This is a genomic window from Streptomyces kanasensis (assembly GCF_043077165.1).
Classification (GTDB): domain Bacteria; phylum Actinomycetota; class Actinomycetes; order Streptomycetales; family Streptomycetaceae; genus Streptomyces; species Streptomyces changanensis.
Genome location: NZ_JBIBSF010000002.1, coordinates 432,387 through 452,191, shown reverse-complemented (window position 1 = coordinate 452,191; position 19,805 = coordinate 432,387). Strand labels below are relative to the sequence as shown.

The window sequence follows — 19,805 nt, the reverse complement described above, 5'->3', positions numbered from 1 at the left end:
CGCGGCCTCGTGGGCGGCCGTCAGCCGTCGTTGCGGACGGTGCTCTGCCATTCCTCGAGGATGCGGACGACGTTGTGCGCGGCACGCCCGTCGCCGTACGGGATGCCCTTGTCGGCGGTGGGGACGGCGCGGGTGACGGTGGCGGCCCACTCGTCGGCGGACATGAGGTGCGGGTCCGGGACGAGGACGTTCCAGCCGGTGTCGACGGTCTCGACCCACTCCGTCTCGGGACGGATGGTGGTGGTGATGCGCTCCAGCAGGAACGCCTCCTTCTGCAGGCCGCCGGAGTCGGTGACGACGCCGGCCGAGGCCAGGACGGCGGCGACGAGGCCGGCGTACGGCAGCGGGCGGCCGACGTGGACGGAGCCCTGGGCGAGCTCGATGCCGTGCTTCTGCGCGCGGGCGACGAGCCGCGGGTGGGCGAGCAGGGCGACCGGCAGGGGCAGCGCGGCCAGCGCGTCGACGATGGCGGCGAGCCGCTCGGGGTCGTCGGTGTTGTCCGGCCGGTGCAGGGTGGCCAGCAGGAAGGGCTGCGCGGGGTCGATGCCCTCGGGCAGCGCCGGGGCGGCGTGCTCGCCGGCGAGGACGGCGTCGCGGATGCGCAGGCAGATGTCGACCATGACGTCGCCCGCGAGGACCGCGCGGTCCTTCAGGCCCTCGTCGGCGAGGTGGCGCATGGCCTCCTCGGTCGGGGCGAGGAGCACGTCGGCGCAGTGGTCGGTGAGGACGCGGTTGTGCTCCTCCGGCATGCGCCGGTTGAAGGAGCGCAGGCCCGCCTCCAGGTGCGCGACGGGCAGGTGCATCTTCACGGCGGAGAGGGCACCGGCGATGGTGGAGTTGGTGTCGCCGTAGACGAGGACCCAGTCGGGCTTCTCCCGCTCCAGGACCGGGTCGAGCGCGGAGAGCACGGAGCCGGTCTGGACGCCGTGGCTGCCGGAGCCGACGCCGAGGTGGACGTCCGGGTCGGGGATGCCGAGGCCCTGGAAGAAGACGTCCGAGAGGTCGGCGTCGTAGTGCTGCCCGGTGTGCACAATGAAGTGCTCGTGCTCCGTCCCTGCGAACGCGGCCGCGATGGGCGCGAGCTTCACCAGTTGGGGACGGGCGCCGACGATGCTGATGACTTTCACTGCGCACTCTTCTTCTGGGTCAGGTCGATGAGGGGCACGGCCATGGTATGCCCGCGGCCGGCGTGCTCGGTGCCCACCCCGTCCGCCGTGACCGGTCCGGCCGGAATGCGAGATGCTAGGGTCGCGCGCGCCTGAGAAGAGGATCACTCACTCGCGGTACGGGTACGCGGTACGGGTACAGGGAAAGGTCGGCGTCAGCCATGGCGGTCTTGTTCGTGCGGAAAGCCAAGAAGCGGGCCGGCGAGCCCGCCCCAGCCGAGGAGGCGCCGCAGGCGGTCCTCGACCCGTCGGTGCCGGCGGCCACCGGCTGGCTGGTGCGCGGCAAGGACGGCCGGCTGACGGCGTACGCCCCGGGAGACGGCGGTGTGCTGCGCTGGACGGAGACCCGGCCGGGCGGCCCCCACTGGACGGGGCCCGAGCTGATCCCGGCGCCGGGACTGCTGCCGTACGTGGCGGTCGCCCAGGGCGCCGACGGCTACGTCCACCTGGTCGGGCTGCGGCGGGCGCCGCTGCCGGACGGGCGGACGGGCACCGAGGTCGTGTACGCCCTGCAGTACCAGTCGGGTCGGCCGGTGCGGGACTGGCGGCCGCTCGGGTCTCCCTATCCGGCGGACCCCTCGCTCGCCGAGCAGATGGGCCACCCGTCCGCCGTGGTCGACACCGACGGGTCGCTCAACGTCTTCGTCCGCAACGCCGGCGGCGGTGTCTGCGCCCGCAGCCAGGCGAAGACCGGCGCCTGGAACGCCTGGGTGGACCTCAAGGGCGCGGCCGTGCGGGGCACGGTGTCGGCGGCGCTCGCCGGGGACGGCCGGGTGGAGGTCCTGGCGGCGGCGTCGGACCGGCTGCTGCGCTGGGAGCGGGAGAAGCCGGGCGTCCGGTTCGAGCGGGCGCCGGACGTGTCCCTGCGGGCGGCGCCCTCCTCGGCGGCCGCGGCCGTCACGGGCGGGGACGGCGGGCTGAGCCACTTCTGGCACGACGCCGACGACCGTACGGTACGGGCCTGGCGCCCGCCGGCGGAGGCCGTCGCGGGGTCCGAGGGGTCCGAGGGCTCGCGGGGCGCGGACCCGGCGGCCGATGCGGGAGGAGCCGCGCGGCTCGGGGACGGGACGGGCACGGGTCCGGTGGCCGTGCTGCGGACGGTCGTCGACGGCCACGACTGCACGGTGGTGGCGCACCGCGACGAGGCGACGGGACGGTCGGCGCTGGCCGCGTACCCGACGGAGGAGGAGGGCGCCGGCGCCAGTTGGACGCTCACCGGCAGTCCCTGCCTGGGGGCGCCCGCGCTGGCGCTGGACGGCGCGGGGCGCGTGGTCATGGCCGTGATCGGTACGGACGGCGCGCTGTGGGTGGCCCGGCAGAAGGACGAGTCGGGGCTCGCGCTCGGCGCCTGGGGCCGCGCCTCGGCCTGAGCGGCTCCGGCACGGCTCTCCGCCGGGGGGCCGTGCCGGTCCCGTCGGGGGAGGCGGGGCGCCGTGCCGGGCCGACCGGGTCGCGTCCCGTCGGGTCGCGGGTCGCCTCCGGCCGGGTCAGGCTCACGTGCCGGTCAGGCCCCGTCCGCGGCGGACGCCCGATCCGACCCCGGGAAGGCGGGCGGCCCGTCAGGCCGCGGCCGGGGCGGGCGGCCGGTCAGGCCGGGTGGCGCAGGCGCCAGCCCTCCCAGGCCGACGCGACCATCTCGCGCACGCCGTACCGGGCCGTCCACCCCAGCTCCGCGCGGACCAGGTCGGACGAGGCCACGACACGGGCCGGGTCGCCCGGCCGGCGGGGGGCGACCTCCGGGGTGGCCGGCAGTCCGGTCACGTCCCCGATGACGTCGATCATCTCGGTCACCGAGACGCCCTCGCCGCGGCCCACGTTGAGGACGAGCGAGGCCCCCGGGTCGGCGGCGAGCCGCCGCGCGGCGGCGAGGTGCGCGGAGGCGATGTCCTCGATGTGGATGTAGTCGCGCACGCACGTGCCGTCGGGCGTGGGGTAGTCGTCGCCGAAGACCAGCGGCGCCCGGCCGGCGGTGAGCCGCTCGAAGACCATGGGCACGAGGTTGTGCGCGCCGTCGTCGGCGAGTTCGGGGGCGGCGGCGCCGGCCACGTTGAAGTAGCGCAGCGCGGCGGTCGCCATGCCGTGGGTCCGGCCGACGGCGCCGACCATCCACTCCCCCGCGAGCTTGGTCTCGCCGTACGGGTTGATGGGCCGGCAGGGGGTCTCCTCGGTGACGAGGTCGACGTCGGGCGTCCCGTACACGGCCGCCGACGAGGAGAACAGGAACCTGCCGACACCGGCCGCGACGGCGGCGTCGAGCAGGACGCGCAGGCCCTCGACGTTCTGCCGGTAGTAGAAGAGCGGCCGGGCGACGGACTCGGCGACCTGCTTCTTGGCGGCGACGTGCACGATCCCGGTGACGGCGTGCTCGCGCAGGACCCGGTCGAGGAAGTCCCGGTCGAGGACCGTGCCGGTCTCCAGCGGAACCCCGGCGGGCAGCCGGTCGGCGCGCCCGGAGCTCAGGTCGTCGACGACGACGACGCCCTCGCCGGCCCCGGCCATCGCCCGCACCACGTGCGAGCCGATGAATCCGGCGCCTCCGGTGATCATCCAGGTCATCGTGGAACCTCCTACGAGAAACGACCCTGCCCCGCCTGGCGGGGCGGGACAGGGCCTGGCGACCTCGGTCGCCGCGGGACCGGGCCGTCAGCCGCCGATGACGACGCGGCGGACGCCCTCCCAGCGGGCCGGGTCGGTGGTGCGCCGGCCGTCGACCAGGACCTTCACGTCCGGCAGGTCGGAGGCGGCCAGCTCGCGGTACTCGGCGTGGTCGGCCTGGAGGATCGCCGCGGTGACCTTCTCCCCCTTGTGGGGGGTCAGGCCGTGGGCGGCGAGCTCCTCGTCCGTGTACATCGGGTCGGAGACGTACGCGACGGCGCCGCGCGCCGTGAGGGCCTCGACGGTCGGGAAGACGCCGGAGAAGGCGGTCTCCTTCACGCCGCCGCGGTAGGCGGCGCCCAGCACGAGCACGGCGACGTCCTTCAGGTCGCCGTAGGCGGCGGCCAGCAGGTCGACGGCGTACTCGGGCATCGCGGCGTTCGCCTCGCGGGCGGAGCGGACGACGGTCGCCTCCGGGTCGTTCCACAGGTACATCCGCGGGTAGATCGGGATGCAGTGGCCGCCGACGGCGATGCCGGGCTGGTGGATGTGGCTGTAGGGCTGCGAGTTGCAGGCCTCGATGACCTTCTTGACGTCGATGTCGTTCTTGTCGGCGAACCGGGCGAACTGGTTCGCCAGGCCGATGTTGACGTCGCGGTACGTGGTCTCGGCGAGCTTGGCCAGCTCGGACGCCTCGGCGGTGCCGAGGTCCCACACGCCGTTCGGCTGCGGCAGGTCGGCGCGCTCGTCGAAGTCGAGCACCTGCTCGTAGAACTCGACGCCGCGGCGGCCGGACGCCTCGTCGATGCCGCCGACGAGCTTGGGGTAGCGGCGCAGGTCGGCGAAGACGCGGCCGGTGAGGACCCGCTCCGGGGAGAAGACGAGGTGGAAGTCCTCGCCCGCGGTGAGGCCGGAGCCCTCCTCCAGCATCGGCGCCCAGCGGGTGCGGGTGGTGCCGACCGGCAGGGTCGTCTCGTACGAGACGAGGGTGCCCGGCTTGAGGCCCTTGGCGATGGCCTTGGTGGCGGAGTCCATCCAGCCGAAGTCGGGGGTGCCCTCGGCGTCCACGAACAGCGGGACGACCACGACGACGGCCTCGGACTGCGCGACCGCGGCGGCGGTGTCGGTGGTGGCGGTGAGCAGCCCGGCGTCGACGGCCTTCTTCAGCTTGACGTCCAGGTCGTGCTCGCCGGGGAAGGGCTCGGTGCCGGCGTTGACCAGCTCCACGACCTTCTCGTTGACGTCGGCGCCGATGACCTTGTGGCCCTTGTCGGCGAACTGCACGGCGAGCGGCAGACCGATCTTGCCGAGCGCGACTACACAGATGTTCATCGGGTCAGTTTCCTCTTCACACGGGACAGGACGCGGCGCAGTCGCAGGCCGGCGCCGGGCGAGGGCTCCCAGAGCGGAGCCGTGGTGATGACCAGCCGCCCCTTGGCGTTGGCGGTGGCGGAGACGCGGTACGGGACCTTCTCGCGCCAGCGCCGGGCCAGGGGCAGCGGCACCCCCTGGGTCTTCACGGGGATCTCGTACGTCGAGCCTGCCACATCCAGGTAGGCGCGGACGCCGAGCTTGGCGCGGGCCGGCTGGAGGGCGATGCGCGCGTGCAGGTGGGTGCCGGTGCCGTCGGGTGCCGGCTCCTGGCTCGACTCGCCCCTGCGGGCGGGGAGTTCGACGCCGACGGGGACGCGTCGGCCGCCGGGCTTGTCGGTGCTCTTCGGCAGGGCCTTGGCGGCCAGGCGGACGGACGCGGTGCCGGTCTCGCCGGTGACCGGCACGCGGACGGCGAGGGAGACGGCGAGGTCGTCGCCGTTCTGCTCCCAGGCGGCGGAGACCAGGCGGGTGCCGTCGGCGAGCTGCCGGGGCACCGCCTCGCCGATCACCTCGAAGAGCCGGTCGGGCAGTCCGAGGGCCGGGTCACGGAAGCCGGGGTAGCGGACGAAGGCGCGGCCGTCCTCCAGCAGGAGCGGCGGGGCGCCGTGCGCCGCCTCGTCCTCGATGGCGCGGACGAGGTGGTCGAGGGCGCCGCGCTGGGCGAGGGCGATCCGCACCCGCCGCTTGACGTCCATGGAGTCGCGGAGCGCCTCCGTGAAGTACGCGTCGGCCAGTTCGGCGATGCCGGCGCACACCTCGGCGCGCGTCGCCGCGTCGAGGGACGGGAAGTCGTCCTGGATCAGCTTGGCGAGCTCCCAGGTGAAGTGGCGCACGAAGACCGCGTCCCGCTGCGGCCCGGCCTCGATCAGCCCCGCCGCGTGCTCCATGATCCGGGCGGTGCAGCGCAGCCGCGACAGGTGGTCGGCGCGGTAGGTGATGTTGGACGAGTCGCCGCGCTTCACCGCGTAGTAGCAGGTGTAGTCGGCGAGGACGGACACCTTCCGGGCGCGGACGCACGCCTCTATGGTGAACGGCTGGTCGGAGCCGACCGGCAGGTCCTCGGGGAAGCGCAGCTTGTGCTGCTCGACGAGGTCGCGCCGGAACAGCTTGGTGTTGGCCAGCGTGAACGGCAGCGCCGAGTCGTACAGGCTGACGTCGGGGTCGTTGCGCTGGAAGAGCGCCTGGTGGACGTAGCGGCCGTTGGTGCCGACCATCTTGCCGACGACGACGTCGGAGTCGTGCCGGTCGGCGTAGTCGACCATGCGCTCCAGGGCCTCGCGGCCGAGGTGGTCGTCGGAGCCGATGAAGTAGACGTACCGGCCGGTGGCCACCTCCAGGGCCCGGTTGCTGGGAGCAGCCGGGCCACCGGAGTTGGCCTGGTGGATGACCTTCACGACGCCGGGGTACCGCTCCGCGAAGCGGTCGAGTTCCCGGCCGCTGTCGTCGGTCGAGCCGTCGTCGACGGCCACGACCTCCAGGCGGTCCCTGCCGATGCTCTGCTTGACGAGCGAGTTCAGACACTCCGTCAGGTAGGGCATGGTGTTGTAGACCGCCACGACGACGGTGACATCAGGTCTGGTCAAGGGAGACTACCCCTACCCCTTTGCGGAGCCGTTGAGACGGACGGTGTCGCCGGTGGCGGCCGACTCCAGGACGGCCGCGGCGACCTCCACGGTACGCAGGCCCTGGCGGAGCGTGCAGATGTCGTCGGACTTGCCGAGGACGGCGTCGCGGAACAGCTCGTGCTCGACGAGGAGCGGCTCGCGCTTCGGGATGGCGTACCGGACCATGTCGCCCTCGGCGACGCCGCGGAAGGCGCGCAGGGCCTCCCACTCGGTGGCGACGGCGGCGTTGGAGTAGAAGGTCAGGTCGGCGGTGAGGGTGTCGGCGATGAAGCAGCCGCGCTCGCCGGTGACCGAGGTGAAGCGCTCCTTGAGCGGGCTCAGCCAGTTGACGAGGTGGTTGACCATCGTGCCGTCGGAGAGCTGGCCGACGGCGGAGACCATGTCCTCGTGCGGGCGGCCCGACTTGGAGACGGTGCGCGCGGCGATCGACGTGTACGTCTGGCCGGTGACCCAGCCGGTGAGGTCGATGTCGTGCGTCGCGAGGTCCTTGACGACGCCGACGTCCGCGATGCGGTGCGGGAAGGGGCCCTGACGGCGGGTGACGACCTGGAAGACGTCGCCCAGCTCGCCGGCCTCCAGGCGGGCGCGCAGCGAGCGCAGCGCGGGGTTGCACCGCTCGATGTGCCCGACGCCGGCCACCAGGTCGCGCGACTCGAACGCCTCGACGAGGCGGCGGGCGCCGTCGACGGTGTCCGCGACGGGCTTCTCGACGAGCGCGCACACGCCGGCCTCGGCCAGCTTCAGCCCGACCTCCTCGTGGAGGGCGGTCGGGCAGGCCACGACGGCGTAGTCGACGCCGAGCGCGAGCAGTTCCTCGACGGTGGCGAGGACGGGGGCGCCCTGCGCCCAGCCGTTCTTGTCGCCCATCGGGTCGACGACGCCGACGAGCTCCACGCCCTCCAGGCCGGCGAGCACGCGGGCGTGGTGGCGGCCCATGGAGCCGAGGCCGACGAGGCCGGCCCGGAGCGTTCCGGTGGCGGTCACAGCTCCTCCCCCAGGGCGTTGACGGCGGTGACGATCCGCTCAAGGTCGTCCTGGGTGAGGGACGGGTGGACGGGGAGGGAGACGACCTCGGCGGCCGCCTTCTCCGTCTCCGGCAGGTCCCAGTCGCGGCCGGCCTTCTGGTCCGGCTCCCAGTACGGCTTGAGGCGGTGGATCGGCGTCGGGTAGTACACGGCGTTGCCGATGCCCGCCTCGGTCAGCTTCGCCATGGCGGCGTCGCGGTCGCCGCGGACGCGGATCGTGTACTGGTGGAAGATGTGGCGCGCGCCCTCGGCGACCACGGGGGTCACCACGCCGGGCGCGGAGATGTGCTCGGTGAGGTACGCGGCGTTGGCGATGCGCTGCTCGGTCCAGCCGTGCAGCTTGGCCAGCTGGACGCGGCCGACCGCGGCGGCGACGTCGGTCATGCGCATGTTGGCGCCGACGATCTCGTTGGCGTACCGCTGCTCCATGCCCTGGTTGCGCAGGAGGCGCAGGGTGCGGGCGACCTCGGCGTCGCCGACCGAGACCATGCCGCCCTCCAGGGAGTGCATGTTCTTGGTCGGGTAGAAGCTGAAGGTGCCACCGGCGCCGAAGGCGCCCACGGGGGTGCCGTGGAGGGCCGCGGCGTGGGCCTGGCAGGCGTCCTCGACGACGGCCAGCTTGTGCTTGTCGGCGATGGCCATGATCTTGTCCATCGCGGCCGGGTGGCCGTACAGGTGCACCGGCATGATCGCGACCGTGCGCGGGGTGATGGCGGCCTCGACGGCGGCCGGGTCGAGGCAGAACGACTCCGGCTCGATGTCGGCGAAGACGGCGTCGGCCCCGACGAGGCGGACCGCGTTCGCGGACGCGGCGAAGGAGAACGACGGCACGATGACCTCGTCACCCGGGCCGATGTTCAGGGCCATCAGAAGGAGGTGCAGCGCCGAGGTGCCCGAGTTGACGGCGACGCAGTGGCGGCCGTCGACCAGCTCCGCGAAGCTCTCCTCGAAGGCGGCCACCTCTGGGCCCTGTACGACGCGGCCGCTGCGCAGTACGCGTACGGCTGCCTCGATCTCCTCTTCACCGATGACCGGGCGGGCAGCGGGGATGGGCTGCTCGTTGACGCTCGGCATGGACGTCCTCCTTGAACACCGCAAGAGCTCTTCGTGGCAGAGGTCCGGGGTGTGCGTACGTCTCGTCGAGAGCGCGCGCTAGCCCCTCCGGCGCGATGCCGACGCCCTACCGATGACGGCCGGGACGGGTCCGGCCCGGAACCGAGTCCACACCTCCCGCGCGCTCCGGTGGGGACCGGCGGACGGCATCGACCGGCGTCACATTATCAGGAATGACTCTGCCAATTTCCGGGCGGTTAAGGGCCCGAAGCATCGATTCCGAAACGAAAGCGGTGCCCCGCCCCGCACGAATGCGGGGCGGGGCACTGATCATTTCAGCCGGTCTTCACCGGGTGTTCAGTCCTCCGTGACCGCCGTCACGGTGGCCGGGGCCGTCTTCTCGGCGGCCACGGTCTTCTTCGCCGTCTTGGCCGTCTTGGCCGTCTTGGCCGTCTTGGACGCCGACTTGGTGGCCGTGGCCTTCTTGGCGGTCGTCTTCTTCGCCGCCGTCTTCTTCGCCGCCGTCTTCTTGGCGGCGGTCTTCTTCGCCGTCGCCTTCTTGGCGGTCTTCCGTGCCGGGGCCGCGTCCTCCGCTGCCGCGTCCCCACCGCCCTCGGGGGCCTCGGGGGCCTTGGGGGCTTCGGCGACCTCGGCGGGCGCCTCGGCGGCGGTGGCCGGAGCGGCCACGACGACGATCGCGGCCTCCTGGGCCCCTGCCGGGGAGCCGGCGGGGGACGTCACCTTGCGGACCACCCGGCGGCGCGGGCGGGGCGGCGCGGCCTCGGCGGCCGGCTCGCCCGCCCCCGCGGGCTCCTCCGCGGCGGCCGGCGCCTCGGGAGCGGCGGGCTCGGCCGCCACGACCACGGCGACGGCCTCGGCGGCCTGGGGCGCACCGGCCGGAGCCGAGGCCCGACGGGTCGCCCGGCGACGGGTACGGCCCTGCGGCGCGGCCTCCTCGACCGGCTCCGCGGCGACCGGCGCCTCGACGGCCTCGACCTGCGGCTCCTCGACCCGCGCGGGCTCGGCCTGCGGCTCCTCGGCCACCGGCTCCGGCACCACGACCGGGTCGGCCACCGGCACCACCGGCGTCTCCACGACGGCCTCGGCCTCGGGGGACCTCGGGGCGCCGGCCGGAGCCGACGCCCGGCGCGAGGCCCGGCGGCGCGAGCGGCCACGGGTCGCCGCGGCCTCGGCCTCGGCGGCGCTGGAGTACAGCTCCTCGTCCGGGGCGAAGGCCGGCTCGGGCTCGGCGACCGGGGCGTGCACGGAGTCCGGGGCCTCGTCGACGGTCGTCTCGTCGTACTCGACCGCCTCGACGTGCTCGTGCGGCTGCTCGGCACCGCCGCGGCCGCGCTTGCGGGCGCGCTTGCCGCCGCCACCGCCACCACCGCCCGTGGCGGTCGGCTGCTCCATGTGGACGATGACGCCGCGGCCGTTGCAGTGGACGCACGTCTCGGAGAACGACTCCAGCAGGCCCTGGCCGACCCGCTTGCGGGTCATCTGGACCAGGCCCAGCGACGTGACCTCGGCCACCTGGTGCTTGGTGCGGTCGCGGCCCAGGCACTCCAGCAGCCGCCGCAGCACGAGGTCGCGGTTGGACTCCAGCACCATGTCGATGAAGTCGATGACGACGATGCCGCCCAGGTCGCGCAGGCGCAGCTGGCGGACGATCTCCTCGGCCGCCTCCAGGTTGTTCCTGGTGACGGTCTCCTCGAGGTTGCCGCCCTGGCCGGTGAACTTCCCGGTGTTGACGTCGACCACGATCATGGCCTCGGTCTTGTCGATCACCAGCGAACCGCCGGACGGCAGCCAGACCTTGCGGTCCAGCGCCTTCATCAGCTGCTCGTCGATCCGGTACGACGCGAAGACGTCGACCTCGGAGGTCCAGCGCTGGAGCCGGTCGGCGAGGTCGGGGGCGACGTGCGAGACGTACCCGTGGATGGTCTCCCACGCGTCGTCGCCGCTGACGATGACCTTCGAGAAGTCCTCGTTGAAGATGTCGCGGACGACCCGGACGGTCATGTCCGGCTCACCGTAGAGGAGGGTCGGGGCGTTGCCGCTCTTCGCCTTCTCCTGGATCTCCTCCCACTGCGCCTGCAGCCGCTCGACGTCGCGGCGCAGCTCGTCCTCGCTGGCGCCCTCGGCCGCGGTGCGGACGATGACGCCGGCGTCCTCGGGGACGATCTTCTTGAGGATGGTCTTCAGCCGGGCGCGCTCGGTGTCGGGCAGCTTGCGGCTGATGCCCGTCATCGAGCCCTCGGGCACGTAGACCAGGTAGCGGCCGGGCAGGGAGACCTGGCTGGTGAGTCGGGCGCCCTTGTGGCCGATGGGGTCCTTCGTCACCTGGACGAGGACGGGCTGGCCGGACTTGAGGGCGGCCTCGATGCGGCGCGGCCCGTGGGCCATGCCGAGCGCCTCGAAGTTGACCTCGCCGGCGTACAGGACGGCGTTGCGGCCCTTGCCGATGTCGACGAACGCGGCCTCCATGGACGGCAGGACGTTCTGGACCTTGCCCAGGTAGACGTTGCCGACGTACGAGGTGGCCTGCTCCTTGTTGACGTAGTGCTCGACGAGCACGTTGTCCTCGAGGACGCCGATCTGCGTGCGGTCGCCGTTCTGGCGGACGACCATGACGCGCTCGACGGCCTCGCGGCGGGCGAGGAACTCGGCCTCCGTGATGATCGGCACGCGGCGGCGGCCCTGCTCGCGGCCCTCGCGGCGGCGCTGCTTCTTCGCCTCCAGGCGCGTGGAGCCCTTGATGGACTGCACCTCGTCCGCGCCCGTGCCGGGCTCGGCCTTCTCGCGGGCGGGGCGCGGCTCGCGGACCTTGACGACCGTGCGGACGCCGTCGTCCTCGGCGGCCGGCTCGGCGTCGCCGGACGGCTCACCGCTGCGGCGGCGACGGCGGCGACGGCGGCGCGAGCTGCTGGTGCCGGCGGCGGACGGGGTGGCGTCGCCGGCCTCGTCCTCGTCGTCCTCGGGCTCGTCGTCGGTGTCCGCGTCGTGGTCCGCGTCGGCGGTGCCGCCCTGCGGGGCGTCCGTGTCGTGCTCGTCGATGTCGTGCTCGTCGGCGTCGGCCGACTCGCCGCGGCGGCGACGGCGGCCACCGCGCCGGCGGCGGCGCGAGGGGCGCTCGTCGAACTCGTCGTGCTCGTCGGCGTCGGCCTCGGCCGGCTCGGCCTCCTCCTCGGCGACGGCCTCGGCGGGCGCGGCGGGCTCCACGGCGGGGGCCGCGGGCTCGACCGGGGCGGCCTCAGCCGGACGGGTGGTGGTCTCGGCGGCCTCGGCGCGACGGCGACGGCGACGGCGACCACCGGTCTCGGGCCGCTCGGCGGGCGTCTCGACGACCGCCTCGGCGGCGGGGGTCTCGACGGTCTCGTCCGTCTCCTCGTCCACCTCCGTGGCCTGCGCGGCCTCGGCGGCGGCCGCCGCGGCGGCGGTCTCGGGGGTCTGGAACATGGGCTCGGCGAAGACCGGGGCCCGGAACACCGGCACGGCGGGCCGCGCGGCACGGCGGCCACGGGCGGTGTCGGGCTTCTGCGCGGCCTCGGCGGTGAACTGCGGGGAGGTCGCGCGGCGGCGGGCGCGGCCGCGGGAGGCGGCCTGCTCGGCGGCGACGACGGCACCCGTGTCGGAGGTGATCTGCGCGACCGTGTCGGCGGGGAGGGTCTCGCCGCTCTCGGCGCCCGCCCCGTTCTCCTCGGCGGCGGCGGCCGGCTCCGGCTGGGGCGCGGGCGCGGTGGCCTTGCGGGTGGCGCGGCGACGGGTACGGGCCGGGGCCGCCTCCTCGGCGGCGGGGGTCTCGACGGCAGGGGTTTCGACGGCCTGCTCGGCCGGGGCCTGCTCGGCGGTGACCTGCTCGACCTGCGCCTCGGGGGCGGTCCGCGCGCTCCCGGTGGACGCGGGCGCCCCGGCGGGGGCGGTGGCCTTGCGCGTGGCACGGCGGCGCGGACGGGCCGGAGCGGCCTCCTCGACGGCCGGCGCGGCCTCTTCGGCAGCCGGAGCGGCCGGGGCCTCGGGCGCGGCGGCCTCGGCGCTCCGCGGGGCCTCCACGGCCTCGGGAACCTCGACCGGGGCCGGGGCGGCAGCCGGGGCGGTGGCCTTGCGGGTGGCGCGGCGGCGCGGACGGGCCGGAGCGGCCTCCTCGACGGCCGGCGCGGCCTCTTCGGCGGGGGCCTCCACGGCGGGCGGCGCCTCGGGGGCCTCCACGGCCCGGGCGGGGGCCTCGGCGGCGGGAGCGGTGGCCTTGCGCGTGGCACGACGGCGCGGACGGGCCGGAGCGGCCTCCTCGACGGCCGGCGCGGCCTCTTCGGCAGCCGGAGCGGCCGGGGCCTCGGGCGCGGCGGCCTCGGCGCTCCGCGGGGCCTCCACGGCCTCGGGAACCTCGACCGGGGCCGGGGCGGCGGCCGGGGCGGTGGCCTTGCGGGTGGCGCGGCGGCGCGGACGGGCCGGAGCGGCGTCCGCGGTCGCCTCCGCCGGGGCGGGCTGCCCGGGCGTGTCGGCGGCCTCCGGCGCGGCCGGGGCGGCGGCGCCCGCGGTCTCCGCGGCCGTCCCCCCGCCGGCGGGCGGGCCCGCGGGGCGGGACGCGGCGCGGCGCCGGCGGCGCGGCGGCAGCGTGTCGCCGGGGCCGTTGGTGTCGTTCTCGGTGGTACCGGCGGTGCCGGTCTCGTTCGCTTCGAGCATGCGGGCGGTTCTCCCGTCACGCTCCCGGGCGCCGCGTCTGAGTCCGGTCCGGCCGCGGCACGCGCGATGCGCGGTGGCCGCCGTCCGGGGCGCGGGCGCCGCACGGGAGCTGATGTCTGGCTCGCCGGTTCCGTACGCCTTGTGCGGACGGCCTGGCGAAAGTCTCCTGTGTCTGTACGCGGCCCGACCCAGGTGGCTCCCGAGTGCCAGGGCTGCGCTTCGACGACAGCTCCTACGCGGAACCTGCACCTTCCGGCGCCGTCGCGACGGCGGGTCCGGCGGCCTTGGGTGGGGCGGCCGTGACTGCCTCGCGGTCGGGCGCGAGCGGGTCGGTCACCGTTCCGGACTCCTCGTCGAAGAGCCCCTGCGCCAGCCTGGTCACCGCTGCGGGGACCGGCGGCGCCAGGTCGGCCACAGCTCGGAGACCGGACAGGACGTCGTCGGGTCGGACGGCAGGTGTCACGTGCCGAACAACCAGCCGCAGTATCGCACAGGGGCCGTCCGCGGGCCTATCACCGGCCGCGGGAACGGTCTCGAGTCCCGCCACGGCGGCACGCGCGTCGAAGCTGCGCAGGCCGTTCTTCGTCCTGCGCTGGACCTCGACCGCGTCGGCCGCGAGGAACGCGGCGACGGCCCGTTCGGCGTCCGCGGGCTCCACCCCGTCGAGCCGCAGCTCCCACACGGAGGCGGTGAGCCGGTCGGCGAGGCCGGAGGTGCGGGCCTCGACGGCGTCGATGACGTCGAGCCCGTCGGGCAGCGACGCGTCGAGCAGTTCCCGCAGGGTGGCGGGGTCGCGGGGCGCGGTGAGCGCGATCTCCAGGTACTCGGCCTCGGAGCCGGTACCGGTCGGGGCGGCGTTCGCGTAGGACACCTTGGGGTGGGGCGTGAAACCGGCCGAGTACGCCATGGGCACCTCGGCGCGGCGCAGGGCGCGCTCGAACGCGCGCTGGAAGTCTCGGTGGCTGGTGAACCGGAGGCGGCCGCGCTTGGTGTAGCGCAGTCGGATGCGCTGCACCGCCGGTGCGGGCGGCGGGCCTTCGGGCTGTCGCTTGCCCAGTGGTTCTTCTCCTCGGTGCGGGGCGGGCGCGGTGGCGCGCCGCCCACGAAATTCGGGCGGCCCCTGGGGGTCCCGCCCGGCTCACCCCCGCTGTCGCGGGGAGATCTCGGGTGCGGGCGCCACGCCAGGTGCGGTCGTTGTCCTACCCAGGGTACGCGCCGTGACTCCGACGAGTTCCCCAGGTCGGGCCGCCGGGGCCCCGCCGGCCCGCCCGCCGCCGCCGTCCGCGGCCCCGTACGGCGACGGCCCGGCCCGGGGGTCCTCCCCCCGGGCCGGGCCGTCAGGCACGCCCACGCCGGGGCGTCACGGTGTCACGGCGTCACGGCGTCATCCCACGTCCCGGCGTCACGACGCCGGTCGTCCCGCGGTCACTTCACGACGGACAGCGGCAGCAGCTTCTTGCCGGTGGGGCCGATCTGGATGTGCGTGTCCATCTGCGGGCAGACGCCGCAGTCGAAGCACGGGGTCCAGCGGCAGTCCTCGACCTCGGTCTCGTCGAGGGCGTCCTGCCAGTCCTCCCAGAGCCAGTCCTTGTCGAGGCCGGAGTCCAGGTGGTCCCAGGGCAGGACCTCCTCGTACGTGCGCTCACGCGTCGTGTACCAGTCGACGTCCACGCCGTAGGCGGGGAGCGTCTTCTCGGCGCACTGCATCCAGCGGTCGTAGCTGAAGTGCTCGCGCCAGCCGTCGAAGCGGCCGCCGTCCTCGTACACGGCGCGGATGACGGAGCCGACGCGGCGGTCGCCGCGCGAGAGGAGGCCCTCGACGATGCCCGGCTTGCCGTCGTGGTAGCGGAAGCCGATGGAGCGGCCGTACTTCTTGTCGCCGCGGATCTTGTCGCGGAGCTTCTCCAGGCGGGCGTCGGTCTCCTCGGCGGAGAGCTGCGGCGCCCACTGGAAGGGCGTGTGCGGCTTGGGCACGAACCCGCCGATGGAGACCGTGCAGCGGATGTCGTTGGCGCCGGAGACCTCGCGGCCCTTCTGGATGACGTTCATCGCCATGTCGGCGATCTGCAGGACGTCGTCGTCGGTCTCGGTGGGCAGACCGCACATGAAGTACAGCTTCACCTGGCGCCAGCCGTTGCCGTAGGCGGTGGCGACCGTGCGGATCAGGTCCTCCTCCGAGACCATCTTGTTGATGACCTTGCGCAGGCGCTCGGAGCCGCCCTCGGGGGCGAAGGTGAGGCCGGAACGACGACCGTTGCGGGTCAGCTCGTTGGCCAGGTCGACGTTGAACGCGTCGACGCGGGTGGAGGGGAGCGACAGGCCGACCTTGTCGTCCTCGTACCGGTCCGCGAGGCCCTTGGCGATGTCACCGATCTCGGAGTGGTCCGCGGAGGACAGCGACAGCAGGCCGACCTCCTCGAAGCCGGTCGCCTTGAGACCCTTCTCGACCATCTCGCCGATGCCGGTGATGCTTCGCTCCCGCACGGGGCGCGTGATCATGCCGGCCTGGCAGAAGCGGCAGCCGCGGGTGCAGCCGCGGAAGATCTCCACGGACATCCGCTCGTGGACGGTCTCGGCGAGCGGGACGAGCGGCTGCTTGGGGTAGGGCCACTCGTCGAGGTCCATGACGGTGTGCTTGGACACGCGCCACGGCACGCCGGAGCGGTTGGGGACGACGCGACCGATGCGGCCGTCCGGCAGGTACTCGACGTCGTAGAACGCCGGGATGTACACGGAGCCGGTCTTCGCCAGCCGGAGGAGGACCTCCTCGCGGCCGCCGGGGCGGCCCTCCGCCTTCCAGGCGCGGATGATGTCGGTCATGTCGAGGACGGCCTGCTCGCCGTCGCCGATGATCGCCGCGTCGATGAAGTCCGCGATCGGCTCGGGGTTGAAGGCGGCGTGGCCGCCCGCGAGCACGATCGGGTCGTCGAGCGTGCGGTCCTTCGCCTCCAGCGGGATGCCCGCGAGGTCGAGCGCCGTGAGCATGTTGGTGTAGCCGAGCTCGGTGGAGAAGCTCAGGCCGAAGACGTCGAAGGAGCCCACCGGCCGGTGGCTGTCCACGGTGAACTGCGGCACGTCGTGCTCGCGCATCAGCGCCTCGAGGTCGGGCCACACGCTGTAGGTGCGCTCGGCGAGGACGCCCTCGCGCTCGTTGAGTACCTCGTAGAGGATCATGACGCCCTGGTTGGGCAGACCGACCTCGTAGGCGTCCGGGTACATGAGCGCCCACCGCACGTCGCAGCTGTCCCACTCCTTGACGGTGGAGTTCAACTCACCGCCGACGTACTGAATGGGCTTCTGCACGTGCGGGAGCAGAGCTTCGAGCTGGGGGAAGACCGACTCGGACATCAGAGACCTTCATGAGCGGGCAGGGGGGCGACTCTCAAGCGTACCCCGGCCCGCCGGCGGTCAGAGCCGCCGCGGTTTCCCCGCCGTGACCCTCGCCCACACCTCGGGCAGCCGCCGCTCGCAGTCGTCCGCCCGGGCCGCCTCCCGGCCGTGGAGCAGGCCCCAGGTGAAGGCCGTCTCGCCGGACGCGTGGGCCTGGATCGCCAGGTCGCGCAGGGCCTCGCGGGCGACCACGCTGTCCTGGTGCTCGCCGAGGACCTTCTGCACGGCCTTCACGCCCTTGGTGAACCGCTTGCCGCGCTTCCCGAGCGCGGGCGCGGCGGCCTCGGCGGCGTACCGGACGCGTTTGGCGGCCTTGCGGGCCTCGTGCAGGGCGACGTCCCGGTCGTGGCCGGGCGGCAGGGCGAGGGCGCGGTCGACGCGGGCGGCCAGCCGGTCGTACTCGCGCAGGACCGCCGCGGGCAGCGCCTCGTCGGCGGCGCCCGCCGCGGCCGGCCGCAGCGGCGGGTCGGCGAGGAGCGCGTCGAGGGCGTCGAGGAGGGCGGTGTACCGCTCGCCGTCGAGGACGGCGAGGGTGCGGGCACGGACCCGGACGCGACCGGCGGCGGACCAGGCGCGCAGCCGGGCGCGGACCGGTCCGAGGAGCAGCGTGACGGGGAGGGCGTCGACGTGGGAGGTGAGCCGTTCGGTGAGGACCTCCTGGTCGCGGTCGGCGCCGAGTTCGCCGGCGAGCCACTTCAGCTCGGCGGCGACCGGGTCGGTCGCGGACCGGTCCAGGAACTTGCGATAGGTGCGGAAGGCGCTGCGCAGGCGGCGGGTGGCGACGCGCATCTGGTGGACGGAGTCGGGCAGGTCCCGGCGTACCGCGGCGTCGTGGGCGGCGAGCAGGCCGGCCTGTTCGCGCAGGTGGGCGAGGAGGTGGCCGCCGGCGGTGCCGTCGGGCTCCGGGGCGCGGGGCGGTCGCCGTCCGGTGTGGTCGAGCGCCTTGGCGAGCTTGGACGAGGCGCGGGAGGGCGCCAGTCCCTTCTTGCGCAGTCGCTTGTCGACGGCGTCGAGGAACGCGGGGTCGGCGCCGTCGGCGAGCTCGACCTCGATCTCGGTCCACTCGACCGTGCCGCCGTCGCCGCCGGCGAGGCGCTCGGCGCGGACGGTGTCGGTGCTCGCCTCGGCGAGCAGCGCGCCCCGCTCGTCGACGAGGTGGCGCACGTCCCGGTGGGAGCGGAGCCGTACGAGCGGGACGAGCGCGGCCCCGCGGGTGCGGGCCCGTACGAGGTCGGCGAGGTCGCGCGGGACGTCGTCCGCCAGCGGGGCGTGCACTTCGTCGCGGACGCCGGGGGCGACCGGCAGCTTCAGGTGCCATCCGGCGTCGGCGCCACCGGTGCGGCGGCGCAGGGTGACGGAGGCCGCGGCGAGGCGCAGGTCGGGGGTGTCGTAGTAGACGGCGTCCAGCTCGGCGACGCCCCGGTCGAGGACGGCCGCGACCCCGCGCACCGCGGTGAGGTCCGGCAGCCGCGTGCCGGGTTCGGCTTCGTACTTCCGCTCGATCTCACGCTTCGCATCCGCCACCATGTCCTTCCAGGTGCCCCGGAACGGCCTGGCCATGCGGCCCCGGGCGGCTGCCCCGCGCCGGGCGACGGCCCGGCAGGCACGCACGCGCCGGGCGCGGCACGGCAGGCCCGGCACGCGCCGGGCGGCAGGGGGCCCGACCGGATCGGCGGGACGCCCCTAGGCGGCCAGTGGTCGCTGCACCCGGATCGACTGGAGCAGCCCGACCGCCACCCAGACGGCGAACATCGACGAGCCGCCGTACGAGACGAACGGCAGCGGCAGGCCCGCGACCGGCATGATGCCGAGGGTCATGCCGATGTTCTCGAAGGACTGGAACGCGAACCAGGCGATGATGCCGGCGGCGACGATCGTGCCGTACAGCTCGGTCGTCTCGCGGGCGATGCGGCAGGCCCGCCAGAGGACCACGCCGAGCAGGGCGATGATCACGCCGGCGCCGAGGAAGCCGAGCTCCTCGCCGGCGACGGTGAAGATGAAGTCGGTCTGCTGCTCGGGGACGAACTGGCCGGTCGTCTGGTGGCCGTTGAAGAGGCCGGCGCCGTACAGGCCGCCGGAGCCGATGGCGATGCGGGCCTGGTTGGTGTTGTAACCGACGCCGGCCGGGTCGAGCTCGGGGTTGGCGAACGCGGCGAAGCGGTTGAGCTGGTACTCGTCGAGGACGCCGAGCGCGGCGACGAGGACGGCGCCGGCCACCCCGGCACCGATCAGGCCGAGGATCCAGCGGTTGGAGGCGCCGGAGGCGAGGAGCACGCCGAGGACGATCACCACCATCACCATGACGGAGCCGAGGTCCGGCATCAGCATCACGATGGCCATGGGGAGGACGGCGACGAGCAGGGACTTGGCGACGGTGCGGTGGTCGGGGTGCAGCTGGTCCCCGGCGTCGACGCGGGCCGCGAGGAGCATCGCCATGCCGAGGATGATCGTCACCTTGACGAACTCGGAGGGCTGGAGGGAGAAGCCCCCGCCGAGGACGATCCACGCGTGGGCGCCGTTGATGGTCGCGCCGAGCGGGGTGAGGACGAGCAGCACCAGCACCACGGAGATGCCGTACAGGAACGGGACGGCGCCGCGCAGGGTGCGGTGGCCGAGCCAGACCGTCCCGACCATGAGGGCGAAGCCGATGCTCGTGTTGAGCAGGTGCTTGAAGAGGAACGAGTACGGGTCGCCCTGGTTGAGTTCGGTGCGGTTGCGGGTGGCGGACCACACGAGCAGCGCGCCGATCAGGGACAGGGCGAGCGAGGAGAAGAGCAGCGGCCAGTCGAGCCGGCGCACGAGGGAGTCGCGGGCGGTGAGCCGGGCCCACAGCCCGCCGCGCTCGGGTGCGTAGCGGGGGACGGAGAAGGTGTTGGTTCCGGGCATGGTGGCGC

The 19,805-nt window shown here is 74.3% G+C and carries 12 protein-coding genes; 1 reads left to right on the top strand and 11 read right to left on the bottom strand.

The window, feature by feature from the left end; genetic code table 11:
* Positions 1-20: 20 nt before the first annotated feature.
* Positions 21-1,127: a non-hydrolyzing UDP-N-acetylglucosamine 2-epimerase gene (gene wecB / locus ACF053_RS07225; protein WP_391952944.1), complete on the bottom strand. Its 1,107-nt coding sequence runs from the start codon at positions 1,125-1,127 to the stop codon at positions 21-23.
* 200 nt (positions 1,128-1,327) lie between these two features.
* On the opposite strand from wecB, the gene ACF053_RS07220 reads away from it, so the two are divergent.
* Complete coding sequence (locus ACF053_RS07220; RefSeq protein WP_391952943.1) at positions 1,328-2,536, top strand: hypothetical protein; 1,209 nt, start codon at positions 1,328-1,330, stop codon at positions 2,534-2,536.
* A gap of 217 nt (positions 2,537-2,753) precedes the next feature.
* On the opposite strand, the gene galE is transcribed toward ACF053_RS07220, so the two are convergent.
* From galE to rodA, 10 genes are all read right to left on the bottom strand, one after another.
* Positions 2,754-3,722 carry a UDP-glucose 4-epimerase GalE gene (gene galE / locus ACF053_RS07215; RefSeq protein ID WP_391952942.1) on the bottom strand — a complete coding sequence of 323 codons (969 nt, stop codon included), beginning with the start codon at positions 3,720-3,722 and terminating at the stop codon, positions 2,754-2,756.
* Positions 3,723-3,809: 87 nt separating this feature from the next.
* Positions 3,810-5,093, bottom strand: a complete 1,284-nt coding sequence (locus ACF053_RS07210) for a nucleotide sugar dehydrogenase (protein ID WP_391952941.1) — start codon at positions 5,091-5,093, stop codon at positions 3,810-3,812.
* Positions 5,090-6,718 carry a glycosyltransferase family 2 protein gene (locus ACF053_RS07205; RefSeq protein WP_391952940.1) on the bottom strand — a complete coding sequence of 543 codons (1,629 nt, stop codon included), beginning with the start codon at positions 6,716-6,718 and terminating at the stop codon, positions 5,090-5,092. Before ACF053_RS07205 ends, ACF053_RS07210 begins: the two co-directional genes overlap by 4 nt.
* Before the next feature lie 12 nt (positions 6,719-6,730).
* Positions 6,731-7,744 (bottom strand): Gfo/Idh/MocA family protein, encoded by a 1,014-nt coding sequence (locus ACF053_RS07200; protein WP_391952939.1) that lies wholly within the window; start codon positions 7,742-7,744, stop codon positions 6,731-6,733.
* Positions 7,741-8,859: a DegT/DnrJ/EryC1/StrS family aminotransferase gene (locus ACF053_RS07195; protein WP_391952938.1), complete on the bottom strand. Its 1,119-nt coding sequence runs from the start codon at positions 8,857-8,859 to the stop codon at positions 7,741-7,743. Before ACF053_RS07195 ends, ACF053_RS07200 begins: the two co-directional genes overlap by 4 nt.
* 336 nt (positions 8,860-9,195) lie before the next feature.
* Positions 9,196-13,521: an Rne/Rng family ribonuclease gene (locus tag ACF053_RS07190; protein WP_391952937.1), complete on the bottom strand. Its 4,326-nt coding sequence runs from the start codon at positions 13,519-13,521 to the stop codon at positions 9,196-9,198.
* A 232-nt stretch (positions 13,522-13,753) separates the two neighbouring features.
* On the bottom strand, positions 13,754-14,536 hold the full coding sequence (locus ACF053_RS07185) for a TIGR03936 family radical SAM-associated protein (RefSeq protein ID WP_058945520.1): 783 nt from the start codon (positions 14,534-14,536) through the stop codon (positions 13,754-13,756).
* Positions 14,537-14,946: 410 nt separating this feature from the next.
* Positions 14,947-16,869: a TIGR03960 family B12-binding radical SAM protein gene (locus ACF053_RS07180; RefSeq protein ID WP_391952936.1), complete on the bottom strand. Its 1,923-nt coding sequence runs from the start codon at positions 16,867-16,869 to the stop codon at positions 14,947-14,949.
* A 60-nt stretch (positions 16,870-16,929) separates the two neighbouring features.
* Entirely contained in the window at positions 16,930-18,435 is a 1,506-nt protein-coding gene (locus ACF053_RS07175) for a CYTH and CHAD domain-containing protein (protein ID WP_391953200.1), read from the bottom strand.
* A 159-nt stretch (positions 18,436-18,594) separates the two neighbouring features.
* The gene (gene rodA / locus ACF053_RS07170; RefSeq protein ID WP_391952935.1) at positions 18,595-19,797 is read right to left on the bottom strand and encodes a rod shape-determining protein RodA; all 1,203 of its coding nucleotides are present in this window, start codon (positions 19,795-19,797) and stop codon (positions 18,595-18,597) included.
* Positions 19,798-19,805 lie beyond the last annotated feature (8 nt).

Excerpts from the sequence above, each read along its gene's own strand:
- ACF053_RS07220 (WP_391952943.1), top strand. The coding sequence starts at position 1,328 with ATGGCGGTCTTGTTCGTGCGGAAAGCCAAGAAGCGGGCCGGCGAGCCC.
- ACF053_RS07210 (WP_391952941.1), bottom strand. The coding sequence starts at position 5,093 with ATGAACATCTGTGTAGTCGCGCTCGGCAAGATCGGTCTGCCGCTCGCC.
- galE (WP_391952942.1), bottom strand. The coding sequence starts at position 3,722 with ATGACCTGGATGATCACCGGAGGCGCCGGATTCATCGGCTCGCACGTG.
- ACF053_RS07195 (WP_391952938.1), bottom strand. The coding sequence starts at position 8,859 with ATGCCGAGCGTCAACGAGCAGCCCATCCCCGCTGCCCGCCCGGTCATC.
- ACF053_RS07180 (WP_391952936.1), bottom strand. The coding sequence starts at position 16,869 with ATGTCCGAGTCGGTCTTCCCCCAGCTCGAAGCTCTGCTCCCGCACGTG.
- ACF053_RS07190 (WP_391952937.1), bottom strand. The coding sequence starts at position 13,521 with ATGCTCGAAGCGAACGAGACCGGCACCGCCGGTACCACCGAGAACGAC.
- rodA (WP_391952935.1), bottom strand. The coding sequence starts at position 19,797 with ATGCCCGGAACCAACACCTTCTCCGTCCCCCGCTACGCACCCGAGCGC.